The organism is Arthrobacter sp. BG3, assembly GCF_056680185.1.
Genome location: NZ_CM155270.1, coordinates 458,360 through 471,237, shown reverse-complemented (window position 1 = coordinate 471,237; position 12,878 = coordinate 458,360). Strand labels below are relative to the sequence as shown.

The window sequence follows — 12,878 nt, the reverse complement described above, 5'->3', positions numbered from 1 at the left end:
CGGGCGTCGGGGGCGGGGGCTGGGGCGGCTTCGGAGCCGCCTGGCCGCCCGAGCCGCCGGGGCCGCCGGGCAGCAGGGGCCGGTCAGGCCAACGTTAGGCCAACGTTAAACCACGGTCAGGGTGATCGTCGAGCCTTCGGGGACGCTCGTGTTCACCGGATCCTGGGCGCGGACCGTTCCGAAGAATCCGCCCAGGATGTCGTCGATCTTGACCTTGAAGCCGAGTTTCTCCAAGGCTTTCTGGGCCTCCGAGGCCTGTTTCCCGATGAAACTTGGCACCTGGACGAGCTTCGGGCCCTTGGAAACGGTCAGGGTCACGGTTCCGCCCTTGGTCAGATTGCCGGAAGCCGGGTCCTGCGCCACCACGGAGCCCTTGGGCACAGTGCGGTCGAAGGCGGTCTCGGGAGCGACCACGGCTTTCAGGCCGGCGGCGTTGATGGCTTTGACCGCGTCACCCTGCTCTTGGCCGCGCACGTCCGGGACCGGGATGGGTTGCGGGCCCTTGGACACGGTGAGGTCCACGGGGGTGCCGTGCCGGACCGGGTTGCCGCTGCGCGGTGCCTGGGCTAGAACCGTGCCGGCGGGGGCGGACTCATCGAAAGTTTCAGCAATCTGCCCCAGGGCCATGCCCGCGCCGTTGAGGGCCGTCTTCGCGTCGTCCAGGGACTTCCCGGTCAGTTCCGGCAGCGGAAACAGCTCGGGGCCCTTGGAGACTGCCAGGGAGACCGGCTGGAACTTCCGGATGACCTCCCCGGCCGCAGGTTCGGATCCGACCACCACGCCGGGGGCGACGCCGTCGTCGAAGACGTCCTTGGTGGTGGACTGGAAACCGGCCGTGCGGAGGAGCTGCTGGGCCTCGGCGACGGTCTTGTTCGCGAGTTCCGGGATCGTGCCGGGGGAGCCGGGACCCATGCCGAAGAACCAGCCCGCGCCGCCGGCCAGCAGCGCCGCGATGACCAGCACGAGGATCCAGAGCAGGCCGCGGCGCCGCGGGCTTCCCTCGCGCAGGCTCCGGACCGGTGTGGCCGCGGCCTTCTGGCGCGCCTTCTCCTCGTCACGGTCTTGCTTGCGCTGGGCCCGTTTGCTGGCAGGAACTGCGGATCCGGGCCCCTGGTCAAACTGCCCGTCGAACTGCCCGCCGGGGTACGGTGCCTCGTCCGGGGCGGACAGTGGGCCGTAGCCGGGGTGGCGCGGGGCAGCGGACATTACGGTGGTGGGGTTGCTGCCGCGGGCAATGAATTCCGTGGGCTGCTGCCGGGCGCCGATGACTTCGGTGGCGCCCTCGACGGTGCGCGGATCAGGGGCCCCACCAGGGCGCCGGGCCGGCGGACTGGGGGCGGGCGGAACAACCGGCAGGGCCGGACGCGCTCCGGGCGGCTGCAGGTCGAGTTCGGCGTCGCTGAGGTTCGTCCGGATGTGCCGGAGCTCGGAGAGCAGGGCGTTGCCGTCGACGGGGCGTTTATCGGGGTCGTTGGCGGTGCACCACTGGACGAGTTCGTCGATTTCGCCGGCGAGTCCCGGAACCAGCGCCGAGGGGGCGCCGACGGTTGAGTTGACGTGCTGGTAGGCGACCTGGATGGGAACCTCGCCGTCGAACGGCTGCCGCCCGGTGATCATCTCGTAGAGCATGATCCCCACCGAGTAGATGTCACTGCGGGCGTCGGCCTGCCGGCCCAGCACCAGTTCGGGGGACAGGTACGCCACGGTGCCAATCAGGGCCCCGGTGCTGGTCGACGTCGAGATGGCCCGGGCGAGTCCGAAGTCGCCGAGCTTGATCCGCCCGTCGTCGGCGATCAGCACATTTTCAGGCTTGATGTCACGGTGAATGAGGCCGGCGTTGTGGGCCGCTCCCAGCCCCTCGACGACCGGATCGATCAGCGCCAGGGCCAGGCGCGGCGGGAGCGCGCCCTTCTCCTTGAGCACATCGCGCAGGGTGTGGCCCTTGATGTACTCCATCACCAGGTAGGCCACCCGGTCATCCTCGCCCTGGTCCAGCACCCCCACGACATGGGGGTGCGACAGCCGGGCGGCGGCCTTGGCCTCGCGGCCCAGACGGTCAAGGAACTGCGGGTCTCCGGCCATGTGGGGGTGCAGCACCTTCAGCGCCACATCGCGCTCCAGACGGCGGTCGGTGGCCACATAGACAGTGGACATCCCGCCGCTGGCGAGCCTGGACTGAATCAGGTACCGGCCATCCACCAGAGTGCCAACGAGAGGGTCCGACGAGTAATCCTGCACTATACGATCCTAATCGCTGCACGGATAAGGGCCCGAATCGACAAGCGATCCGGGCCCTTATCGTTATGCTCCAGCACCCGGCCGGAGCGGGTGGTTGCTGCGGCCGCGGCTGTCCGGGGCTCCTTAGCTGAAGGTCCTCTGGTGTGCCTTGATGGATGCCACGTACTGCTTGGTGTCGTCGTACATGCCGTACTTGCTGACCGAATACTGGCCCTGGTAGTACCCCGCGATGGCCGTGTCGAGGTCCGCGCTGGTGCGCACCAGCTGGCGGATGATCGCGACGCCGGCCGTGACGTTATCGTACGGGTCCAGCAGGTTCAGCGGGCGCCCCACGAGGTCTGAAGCCCACCCGCCGGAGGACGGGATGACCTGCATGGTGCCGATGGCGTTGGCGGGGGAGACCGAACGGTGGTTGAATCCCGATTCCTGGTAGGCGAAGGCCAGTGCCAGGGACGGATCTACGCCCATGCGGCGGGCGGTGTCCGCCACGATCGTCTTCATTTCCTCCCGGCTGGGCACCGGCGAGGCGTTCAGCAGGGCCTTGTTTTCGTTGGCCGAGTTGACCACGGCGGCCGGGTAGGTGAAGCCGAGGAAGGTGCTCGGGACGAGCGGCGTGACAGTCGCCGCGGGCGGTGTGGAAGCCGGGGCGATGGACGCGCCCGGAAGCGCGAGCTTCTGGCCGGGGTAGATGATGCTGCTCATCGTCAGCCGGTTGGCGGAGAGGACATCGGCGAGCTTGACGCCGTTCCGGGCCGCAATGCCGGAGAGCGTGTCGCCGGACTTGATGGTGTAGGAACCCGAGGCGGGGGCGGCCGGGGTCGAGGCCGGCGCCACCGGGGCGGGAGCGGCCGGAGCCGACGGCGCGGGCGCTGCAGTGCCACTGCCGATCTTGATCTGCTGGCCGGGGTAGATGATGGAACCCAGGTTGAGCCCGTTCCAGCCGAAGACCTCGGAGAGCTTGACGCCAAGGCGTGCCGCGATGGCGCCGAGGGTGTCGCCCGATTTCACGGTGTAGACGCTGCCGGCGGCAGCGGCCGCCGTCGGGGCCGGAGCCTCCGGTTCCGGCGCTGCGTCCGGAGCGTCGAGCTTGATCTTCTGCCCGGGGTAGATGATCGTGTTCGCCTGCAACTCGTTCAACGCCAGGACGGCGGAGGTGTCCAGACCGAACTTCCCGGCGATCGCGCTGATGGTGTCACCGCGGGCGACTGTGTACTCCGCCGGGGCAGCGACCTGGGCAGGGCGGAATGCGGAGGGGACGGCCGACGGGACGGATCCGGCCGGAATCAGGGCCAAAGCGAGCGGGCGGGCCGACTGGAACTGGGCCTGGGCCTGCATGGCAGCAGCCAGTGTGGCGGGGATGACCCGGGGCCGGGATTCCGCCGCAGCCGGCTGCGCCATCGCCAAAGAAGAAAGAACGACGGCCGGAAGGGCCGCCGTCGTAGCCGCTATCATCGGCAGGCTGTGCCTCGCAGTGGGCTTTGGCGAACGTGAGGTCGTCATGGGAAAGGTCCTCTTCTCAGCGGCGAACGCTGCGGGTCTGGCCGGCATTACTCATGTTAACAGTGTGACTCAAGTGATTACTGTTACAAATGTGGTCTATGTGAATCTCTCATGAATTGGGAATTAGCACAAGAATTGTTTGACATTCCGCAAAGAGGGTTGCCGGAGTGTCGGTGGGGGAGCCGGCGACGCGGCCGGAACGAGGCGCCCGGACGGTCTGCATTGATAGGGCGGGCACCGGGTTCCCCTTGTCGGGTGGGTGCCGACTAGGCGGTGAGGCTCCCGGCATGGCAATCTTGATCCGTGAGTAATGTAGAAAGCCTTGTGGGCGAATGGCTGCCCCTGCCCGATGTCGCACAGCTTCTGAACGTTTCGATTACAAAGGTCCATGCGCTCCTTGACGAACGTGCGCTGGCGGCATTGCGTGTTGGTGAGCGCCGGATCCGCTGCGTTCCTGCCGACTTCATCCAGGATGGCCATCCTGTCGACAGCCTCAAGGGGACGATCGTTGTTCTCGCGGACGCAGGCTATTCCGACGAGGAACTCATCACCTGGCTGTTTACCGCGGACGAATCCCTGCGCGGCCGTCCGATCGATGCCCTGCGTGAGGGGCGCAAAACGGAGATCCGGCGCCGGGCGCAGTCCCTGGCCTGGTAGCCGCCGGCTACCCACCGATGTTTTACTGGCGCAGTCCTTGATTTACGCAGGCCCCGTACCGTGAATACCAGGTGCGGGGCCTGCGCTGTCGGTGCGGCAGTGTTTGGGGTACAGCAGGGTCTGGCGGTGCAACCGGGTTGCGGGCGGCTCAGGCCGCGCGGCTGACGGTGGCCTCGGCCAGCTTCCGGAGCGCCGTCTTGGGCAGTTCCTCCAGCGGCAGCAGATCCAGGGCAGAGAAGGCTGCGCGGCCGAAGTCCTCGATCAGTACTTCGGTCGCCTGGAGCGCGCCGCAATCGGAGATGATCCGGCGGATCTCGTCCACGTCGGCATCGACCAGCCCGGGGCTCCCCAGCTTGGCGTCGATGAAGGCCGATTCGGCAGGGCTGGCCAGGTCCAGGGCGAAGGCGATCAGCACGGTCCGTTTTCCTTCACGGAGATCGTCCCCCGCTGGTTTGCCTGTGGTCACCGGATCGCCGAAGACTCCCAGGACATCGTCGCGGAGCTGGAAGGCCTCGCCCAGCGGGAGGGCGAACGCCGAGTATCCGCGCAGCAGCTCGTCGTGGGCGCCGGCCAGGGCGCCGCCCAAAGCCAGCGGATGTTCCGTGGAGTACTTGGCGGACTTGAAGCGGATGATGGACTGGGCGCGGCTGACGGCTCCGGCGCGGTCCCGCTTGGGCCCGGCGACTTCCTCGAGGATGTCCAGGTACTGGCCTGCCATGACCTCGGCGCGCATCAGGTTGAAGATGAGCCGTGCCCGGCTCCCGGAAGCTGCACTCTCCCCGATTTCGGTAAACGATTCCTCGCTGAAGGACAGGCAGAGGTCGCCGGTCAGGATAGCGGCAGCGTGGCCGAACCGTTCGCTGTCCAGCGCCCAGCCCTGCGTCTCGTGCAGCTCGCTGAAGCGCCGGTGCACACTGGGCCCGCCCCTGCGGGTGTCCGAGCGGTCGATGATGTCGTCGTGGATCAGGGCCGCGGCCTGGAAGAGTTCCAGCGCGGAACCCGCGGTCACCACCTCGTTGGCTCCGGCCTCCCCGCCGGCGCCCCGCCAGCCCCAGTAGCACATAAGGGCCCGCATCCGTTTTCCGCCCGTGACCAGGTTCGAGATGGATCCCATCAGCGGATCAATGTCCGGGGAGATCGAGGACATCACGGACTGGCGGGTCGTGAGGAAATCTGTGAGCTTTCCGGCGACGGCGGCAACGAACGCGGCCTGCTCCAGGCGCAACTGCTCCGCGAGCGTCACTTGACGGACTCGGCGGCGACGTTCGCACCGATGGTGAAGGTGGAAACGCCGGCGGATTCCACCACCGAGATGTTGACCGTTTCGTTGTTGCCGCGGAGGAAGTCCTTGGACGGCACCGCTCCCACCGTTTCCCCGGGAACGGCCGTAAAGCCCTGGGCAACCAGTTCCTTCGTATAAAAGGCGAGCACCTCGGCCGCGGGAGCGGAGATGCTGCCTACCAGCGCCACCGTCGCGGGTGCCGTGGTCTTGTCAAAGCTGCTGGAAACAACCTTCGCCCCCGGCATCACCGGCAGAAGCTTCTCCGGGAAGCCGGGCACCATGGCGCCGACGGTGGCCGATGTGCCGGGCTCGGCGGAGGGGCTGGCCGGCGCCGAGGTGGAAGGCTGCGCCGCGGTGGGCGCAGCCGAAGCTGACGGGGAGCCCGAGGAAGCGGTCCCGGGGTTGGCGGGCGTGCATGCGGCCAGGGCCATCAGCGTGCCCGCCGCCAGAACAGCTGCCGCAGCACGTTTGCTCGGTCCAAATACCTTCACAGGGACTTTCCTCCTGGGGTTGACGCCGGATTCAGCCTCCAGTTTAGTCAGTCCCGGGGCATAGGATTGAAGTCGTGCGGCCGGACCAGGATAAACAGCAGCGGGAGCAGCCTCCCCACGACGCAGCCGGACGGCCCAGCGAGGCCCACCTGCGCGAGCTCCGGCGGAGCAGCATCATGCACGTGGACATGGATGCATTCTTTGTCTCCGTGGAACTGCGCACCCGTCCGGCACTCGTCGGCAGGCCCGTTATCGTGGGTTACCCCGCCGACCGTTCCGTCGTACTGTCCGCCTCCTACGAAGCGCGGCGCTTTGGCGTCAAGTCAGCGATGCCGATGGTGGTTGCCATGCGGATGTGTCCCTCCGCCGTCGTTATCGAGCCCCGGCACAAGCTCTACTACGAGGTGTCGGGCCAGATCATGGACATCTTCGGGTCGATTACCGAACTCGTGGAGCCCCTCAGCGTGGACGAGGCCTTCCTCGACGTCGGGGGAGCGATCCGCCGGCTGGGTCCGCCCCGCCGGATCGGTGAACTCATCCGCACCCGTGTCCGCAGCGAGCTGGGCATCACCGCGTCCGTGGGGATTGCCGCCAGCAAGTTCGTAGCGAAGATTGCTTCCACCCGGTGCAAGCCGAACGGCCTCCTGCTCATCGGCCCGGAAGAGACGGTCCCGTACCTGCACAGCCTGCCCGTCAGTGCCCTCTGGGGTGTCGGGGCCAAGACCGTCGAGGTGCTCTCGCGGATGGGCATCCGGACCGTCGCGGACGTCGCGGCCTCCCCGCTGCCGTCCCTCCGGAAGGTGCTCGGTGCCTCCGGGGAGCACGTCTACCGCCTGTCGTGGGGGATTGACCCCCGCCCGGTAACCCCGGTCCGGCTGGAGAAGAGCATCGGCGCGGAGGAGACCTTCGCGGTGGACACCGCGGACGAGGCACTGCTGCACCGGGAACTGCTGCGCCTCTCGCACCGGACGGCGGAGCGGCTCCGCAGCGCCGGCATGCACGCCCGCACCGTGGCCCTTAAGCTGCGCTACGCGGACTTCTCCACAATCACCCGCAGCCGGACCGTCAGCACCCCGATCGACAGCGCCCAGCTGCTGTACGCCGTCGCCGTCCAGCTGCTCGAATCAGTCGGGGACCGCCCCATGACCGTCCGGCTCGTGGGAATCAGGGCCGAACAGCTCGAGGAGGCCGCCCAGGCGCCCCTGCAGTTGAGCCTTGACCGCAGGGATGACAACTGGCGCGCCGCCGAGCAGGTCCTGGACCAGGTGACCCGCAAGTTTGGCACCAAATCGGTGCTTCCGGCACGGCTGTTGGACCCCGGGGGCAACCCGGGCTGACCCTGGAGATCCCCTTCACTCCTGGATGAAGTCAAGAGGACGTTAGGCATCTTTCAGAACAGGGCGCGACAAACTATCCTTATTTATACGTAGATTTAGTACGACTGGATCGAGCGTTCGGACTGATGCATGACCAGCTGATCGCCCCTGAAGGGGCTGTGGTATCCCCAATTCGACCAACGACGGCCATTGGGAACCACACGGGAATCCCGCACGTTGTGGGTTTAGTGACACTGGCCGCGTCAGTCTGGACGTTGGCCTACTTAAGGAGGTCGTGATGCCGCTCTCGGAGCACGAACAGAAGTTGCTGGAGCAACTTGAGAAGCAGCTGCATGAGGACGATCCCAAGTTCGCCAGCACGATGGGCTCGGACGCAGGACGTTCATTCTCAACCCGCCATCTGGTGATCGGCGTCCTGGCGACCCTCGCCGGCGTCGTGCTACTGCTCTTTGGCGTGACGATCCAGAACATCTTCGTAGGAGTCCTTGGCTTCGTCGTTATGGGCGCGGGCGTGTACTACGCAACCATGCGCGGTGCGGCCGTGGGCAAAGCCAAAGCCGGAGGGGCAGCCCGGAAATCCGGGAAGCCCAGGAGTTCGTTCATGAGCAATCTTGAGGAACGCTGGGACGAGAGGCACCGCGGGGAGTCCTGACCGCCCGGCGGCGCACCCGCGCTCCAGCACCCGACCTCCAGTAGCGCCCTCCACTTTCCACCACGGCTGGACCCCCGTGGCACAAAAGACCCGCTTCGGCGGGTCTTTTGCCGTTAACGACGGCAGGCCACGGCGTTCGTCGCCGGACAGAGCCCCGCAGTGCCCTCCTCCGAGGCCCTCTCCGGGCCCTGCCCTGCCCGGGCCCTGCCCTGCCCGGCCCCCAGGCCCTGCCCTGCCCGGGCCCTGCCCTGCCCGGGCCCTGCCCTGCCCGGCCCCGGGCCCTGCCCTGCCCGGGCCGCCGCACGCCGCCGCCGCGCGCCCCCGCGCCCCCGGGCCCCCCGGTCCCCTCCACTGCGCCCCACCAGGCCCGGATCCCTGCCATTGCGGGGAGCCCGGTCCGGCTTGCAGCACAAGTTGACGCAGAAACGTTCGGCGTGTCGTTGACTGTGGAGGGATGTGGAGTAATGTGGAGGACGTAAGAGGGTAGTGGCAGCACGGGGGACGTTGGGCTTCCTGCGAACAGACGGGCGGTGGGCCGTGTTTCTCGGCACACATTCGCCGCGTCTGGACGAAAAAGGTCGGATCATCCTTCCCGCGAAGTTCCGAGAGGAGCTTGCCGGCGGCCTGGTGCTCACAAGGGGCCAGGAACGCTGCATCTACGTCTTCAGTGAAGCGGAGTTCGGCCGTGTTCACGAGCAAATGCGGGAGGCTCCACTCTCCAGCAAGCAAGCTCGCGACTACATCCGGGTCTTCCTCTCTGGAGCCTCCGACGAGGTACCTGACAAGCAGGGGCGCGTGACGATTCCGCCGGCGCTCCGGGAGTACGCAGGACTCGGAAGGGAACTGGCCGTCATTGGTGCAGGAACCCGTGCCGAGATCTGGGACGCCCAGGCATGGAACGAGTACCTCGCCGAAAAGGAGACGGCCTTCTCGGAGACCGACGACGCAATACCGGGGATCTTCTGAAGCCCCACACGCACCAAGCAGCACGGCACGATTCTTGATTGAGATCTCCAGCCGCCCATCCGGCTGTTTTCCTGGCTCACTTCCCCGGAGCCAGGCGGACGCAGGATAGGCGCGGATGGGGATCTGGATTAAGAAGCGGCACGCGCAGCAGCCGCACTCCAACGAATCAGCCGGACAACGAAAGGACGCAGGTATGACGGACCCTGACCAGTCGAAGCCTACGTCTGAACGCCATGTACCGGTTCTCAAGGACCGGTGCATCAATTTGTTGGCACCCGGGTTCGAAGCGGCGCGCAGCAGAGGGGAGACCCCCGTGGCCATCGACGCAACCCTGGGCATGGGCGGCCATGCCGAGGCGATGCTGCAGCGTTTCCCGGATCTGCACCTGATCGGCATCGACCGTGATGAAGAAGCCCTGGCCCTCGCCGGGGAGCGCCTCCAGCCCTACGCCAACCGGATCGACCTCGTTCACGCCGTGTACGACGAAATCCCCGAGGTCCTGGCGGACCTCGGTTTCGACGAAGTCCACGGAGTCCTCATGGACCTTGGGGTCTCCTCGCTCCAGCTGGACGAACGGGAGCGCGGTTTCGCCTACTCCTTCGACGCGCCCCTGGACATGCGGATGGACACGAGCCGCGGCCAGACCGCCGCCGACGTCGTCAACAACTACAGCGAAGAGGATCTGGTCCGGATCATCCGGAAGTGGGGCGAAGAGAAGTTTGCCGGCCGCATCGCCAACCGGATCGTCACCGCTCGGGCCGTGAAGCCCTTCACCACCACGGGTGAGCTCGTGGAACAGATCCGCGGAGTCGTACCCGCCGGCGCGGCAAAATCCGGCGGACACCCCGCAAAGCGCACCTTCCAGGCGCTCCGGATCGAGGTCAACGAAGAGCTGGACGTCCTGGAACGCGCCATCCCCGCGGCCATCGACGCGATCGCCGTCGGCGGCCGCGTCGTCGTGATGTCCTACCACTCGCTGGAGGACAAGATCGTCAAGGGCTTCTTCCAAGCCGGGTCCAGATCCTCCGCACCACTGGGTTTCCCGGTGGAACTGGAAGAGCACAAGGCAGAGCTGAAATCCCTGACGAAGGGCACCGAGGTGCCCACCGCCGCCGAAATCGCCGAGAACCCACGCGCCGCATCCGCCCGGCTCCGCGCCGTGGAACGCATCAAAGCCAGGAGGGCCGCATGAGCACCGCAGCTGTCAGCAGATTCCCCGTTGCCACAGAAGCGACGGCCCGCGCCCTGCCCGGGATCACCCCCGGCACCGGCCCGGACCGGAAGGCGCGCACCCCGCTCTCGCTGGTGCGCTCAGCCCCGCGCAAGCGCCGCGCCCCGTTCGTCGTGCTCTGCTTTGGCCTCCTCGCCGTCGCCCTGATGGCAGTGCTGGTCCTGAACATCTCCGTCTCCACGGCGCAGTACCAGCTGGTACAGCTGCGGAGCGAGCAGTCCACGCTGACGAAGCAGAACCAGGACCTGACCCAGCAGGTGCAGAACTTCGACGCCCCGCAGAACCTGGCCGCCAAGGCCACCGAACTGGGCATGGTGGCTTCCACGGCCAAGGGCCAGATCGACCTCTCCACCCTGAAGGTCAGCGGCAAGGCAAAGCCCGCGGTGAAGGGCGACGCCCCCGGCGCCGTCATCGCCGCGCCGGCCGTAGCCGGACAACTCGTCGTCGTTCCGCCCGCGACCGTCAATGAGCCGCTCGCGAACCGCAAGCCCGCCGCCGAGGCAGCCGCCGCGCCGGCAGCCGCCGCGCCGGCAGCTGCAACGGCCGCCGCGGCAGCAGCCGCACCCGCCGCAGTGCCGGCCCCGCCGGCTGTCGAACTCCACGGGGGCTCGGTCCCGGCCCCCGCGCAGAAGGTCCCGGGAAAGTAAACGCAGGACGGACCACCAGCCAGGCAAGCAGCAAGGACACATCGTGGCAAAGAACTCCGGCAGGGCACGCAAGGCGAAAGCGCCAAGCGCCACCCTGCGGCTGCGGCTGGGCCTTGGCGTCATGCTGACGCTCCTGCTCGTCGTCGGCGGAAAGCTGTTCCTCGTCCAGGGCCTCGACGTCGGGGGCATGGCCGAAGCCGCCCTCCAGAACAGGCTTACCCCGATAGAACTCCCGGCCGAGCGCGGCAGCATCCTCGATGCCAACGGCGCCGTCTTGGCCAGCAGCGTGATCCGCTACAACGTTGTGGTGGACCAGAGAGTCAACACCAAAACCGAGTCGTTCCGCCGGTTCGACGAGGGCAAGGATGAGCTGGTCAAAGTCTCCCGCGACCAGGGCATCTCCGAGCTTGCCTCGCTGCTGGGCATGGACATGGCCGCGGTCAAGGAGGCACTCACCGGAGACAGGCCGTACTACATCGTGGCCAAGGACCTCAAGCCTGACGTCGAGGACCGGATCTCCAAACTGCAGATCCCCGGCATCGTCACCGTGGGCACCACCAAGCGGGTTTATCCCAACGGGTCGGTGGCCGGCGGGATTGTCGGCTTCCTGAGGGACGGCACCACCGGACAGGCCGGCCTTGAACAGACCCAGGACGGGATCCTCCGGGGCACCCCCGGCAAACGGCTCTTCGAAATCGGCGCCGACGGGCTGCGCATCCCGGTCGGAGTGGACCAGCTGACCCCCGCCGTCAATGGCAAGGACCTCAAGCTCACTCTCAACTCCGACCTGCAGTACTTCGCCCAGCAGGCGATCCAGAGCCAGAAAGACAAGCTCAGCGCCGAATGGGGCGTCATAGTCGTCTCCGATGTCAAGACCGGCAACATCATCGCCATGGCGGACACCAACTCCCCGGACCCCAACGACCCGGGCAAGTCCGACGCCAAGGACCGCGGCGTCCGGGCCGTCACGGCAGCCTACGAGCCCGGTTCGGTGGAGAAAATGATCACCGCCGCAGCCGCGATCGAAGAAGGCACCGCCCACCCGCTGGATCACATCACCGTTCCGCCGACCTACACCGTCGACGGCCAGACCTTCACCGACGCTTTTGTCCACGGCACTGAGGAACGGACCCTGGCCGGCATCATCGGCTATTCCATGAACACCGGCACCGTGATGGTGGGCGAGCGGCTCAGCAAGGAGAAGCGCCACGACTGGCTGCAGAAGTTCGGCATCGGCGAAGCACCGGACATCGGGCTGCCCGCAGAATCCCCCGGCATCCTGACACCGGCCGATCAATGGGACGGCCGGCAGCAGTACACCGTCCTCTTCGGCCAGGGCGTGGCCCAGTCGACCCTCCAGACTGTCCGTGCCTACCAGAGCATCGCCAACGGCGGCGTCATGCTCCAGCCGAGGCTGATTGACAGCTACATCAATCCGGACGGCACCCAGGAGAAGGTTCCGGTCCAGGCGCCCCGGCAGATTGTCAGCAAGGACACCGCCCAGCAGGTCCGCGACATCCTGGAAAGCGCCGTGACCGAGGGCGAAATCAAGGACGCCGCGATTGACGGCTACCGGGTGGGGGCGAAGACCGGAACCTCGGAATCGCCCTGCGACGACGGCAAGCCCGGCTTCTGCGGCTACACCGCTTCCATGGTGGGAATGGCGCCGATGGACGATCCGCGGTTTATTGTTGAAGTGGTCCTGCAACGGCCCAAGGGCAGCATCTACGGAATCACCAACGGTCCGGTGTTCCGTTCGGTGATGAGCCAGACGCTGCGCACGTTCAACGTCGAGCCTTCCACCGGCGAGCCCGTCCGGCTGCCGCAGTACGTCAAGTAGCACCCGTTCCACCCAGCACCCGGCGTCACGAACCAGT

At 67.1% G+C, this 12,878-nt stretch carries 11 protein-coding genes; 7 read left to right on the top strand and 4 right to left on the bottom strand.

What is annotated here, in order from left to right; all coding sequences use genetic code 11:
• Positions 1–105 precede the first annotated feature (105 nt).
• Positions 106–2,241: a Stk1 family PASTA domain-containing Ser/Thr kinase gene (locus tag AC1MFL_RS02130; protein ID WP_479815267.1), complete on the bottom strand. Its 2,136-nt coding sequence runs from the start codon at positions 2,239–2,241 to the stop codon at positions 106–108.
• A 120-nt stretch (positions 2,242–2,361) separates the two neighbouring features.
• A complete protein-coding gene (locus AC1MFL_RS02125; protein ID WP_479813087.1) occupies positions 2,362–3,738 on the bottom strand; it encodes a lytic transglycosylase in 1,377 nt (458 codons plus the stop codon).
• A gap of 303 nt (positions 3,739–4,041) precedes the next feature.
• Between AC1MFL_RS02125 and AC1MFL_RS02120 the strand changes: the two genes are divergently transcribed.
• Positions 4,042–4,395, top strand: a complete 354-nt coding sequence (locus tag AC1MFL_RS02120) for an Rv2175c family DNA-binding protein (protein WP_226761685.1) — start codon at positions 4,042–4,044, stop codon at positions 4,393–4,395.
• A 148-nt stretch (positions 4,396–4,543) separates the two neighbouring features.
• On the opposite strand, the gene AC1MFL_RS02115 is transcribed toward AC1MFL_RS02120, so the two are convergent.
• Both AC1MFL_RS02115 and AC1MFL_RS02110 read right to left on the bottom strand, forming a co-directional pair.
• Positions 4,544–5,638 (bottom strand): polyprenyl synthetase family protein, encoded by a 1,095-nt coding sequence (locus AC1MFL_RS02115; protein ID WP_479813085.1) that lies wholly within the window; start codon positions 5,636–5,638, stop codon positions 4,544–4,546.
• Positions 5,635–6,168 (bottom strand): hypothetical protein, encoded by a 534-nt coding sequence (locus AC1MFL_RS02110; RefSeq protein WP_479813084.1) that lies wholly within the window; start codon positions 6,166–6,168, stop codon positions 5,635–5,637. Before AC1MFL_RS02110 ends, AC1MFL_RS02115 begins: the two co-directional genes overlap by 4 nt.
• Positions 6,169–6,242: 74 nt before the next feature.
• On the opposite strand from AC1MFL_RS02110, the gene dinB reads away from it, so the two are divergent.
• From dinB to AC1MFL_RS02080, 6 genes are all read left to right on the top strand, one after another.
• Positions 6,243–7,505 carry a DNA polymerase IV gene (dinB, locus tag AC1MFL_RS02105; protein WP_479813082.1) on the top strand — a complete coding sequence of 421 codons (1,263 nt, stop codon included), beginning with the start codon at positions 6,243–6,245 and terminating at the stop codon, positions 7,503–7,505.
• A gap of 277 nt (positions 7,506–7,782) precedes the next feature.
• The gene (locus AC1MFL_RS02100; protein ID WP_479813080.1) at positions 7,783–8,157 is read left to right on the top strand and encodes a DUF3040 domain-containing protein; all 375 of its coding nucleotides are present in this window, start codon (positions 7,783–7,785) and stop codon (positions 8,155–8,157) included.
• A gap of 537 nt (positions 8,158–8,694) precedes the next feature.
• Positions 8,695–9,123 (top strand): division/cell wall cluster transcriptional repressor MraZ, encoded by a 429-nt coding sequence (gene mraZ, locus AC1MFL_RS02095; RefSeq protein ID WP_226761014.1) that lies wholly within the window; start codon positions 8,695–8,697, stop codon positions 9,121–9,123.
• Between the two features lie 193 nt (positions 9,124–9,316).
• Positions 9,317–10,315, top strand: a complete 999-nt coding sequence (rsmH, locus tag AC1MFL_RS02090) for a 16S rRNA (cytosine(1402)-N(4))-methyltransferase RsmH (RefSeq protein ID WP_479813078.1) — start codon at positions 9,317–9,319, stop codon at positions 10,313–10,315.
• Entirely contained in the window at positions 10,312–11,001 is a 690-nt protein-coding gene (gene ftsL, locus AC1MFL_RS02085) for a cell division protein FtsL (protein ID WP_479813077.1), read from the top strand. Before rsmH ends, ftsL begins: the two co-directional genes overlap by 4 nt.
• Positions 11,002–11,044: 43 nt before the next feature.
• The gene (locus AC1MFL_RS02080) at positions 11,045–12,841 is read left to right on the top strand and encodes a peptidoglycan D,D-transpeptidase FtsI family protein (protein WP_479813075.1); all 1,797 of its coding nucleotides are present in this window, start codon (positions 11,045–11,047) and stop codon (positions 12,839–12,841) included.
• Positions 12,842–12,878: the final 37 nt, after the last annotated feature.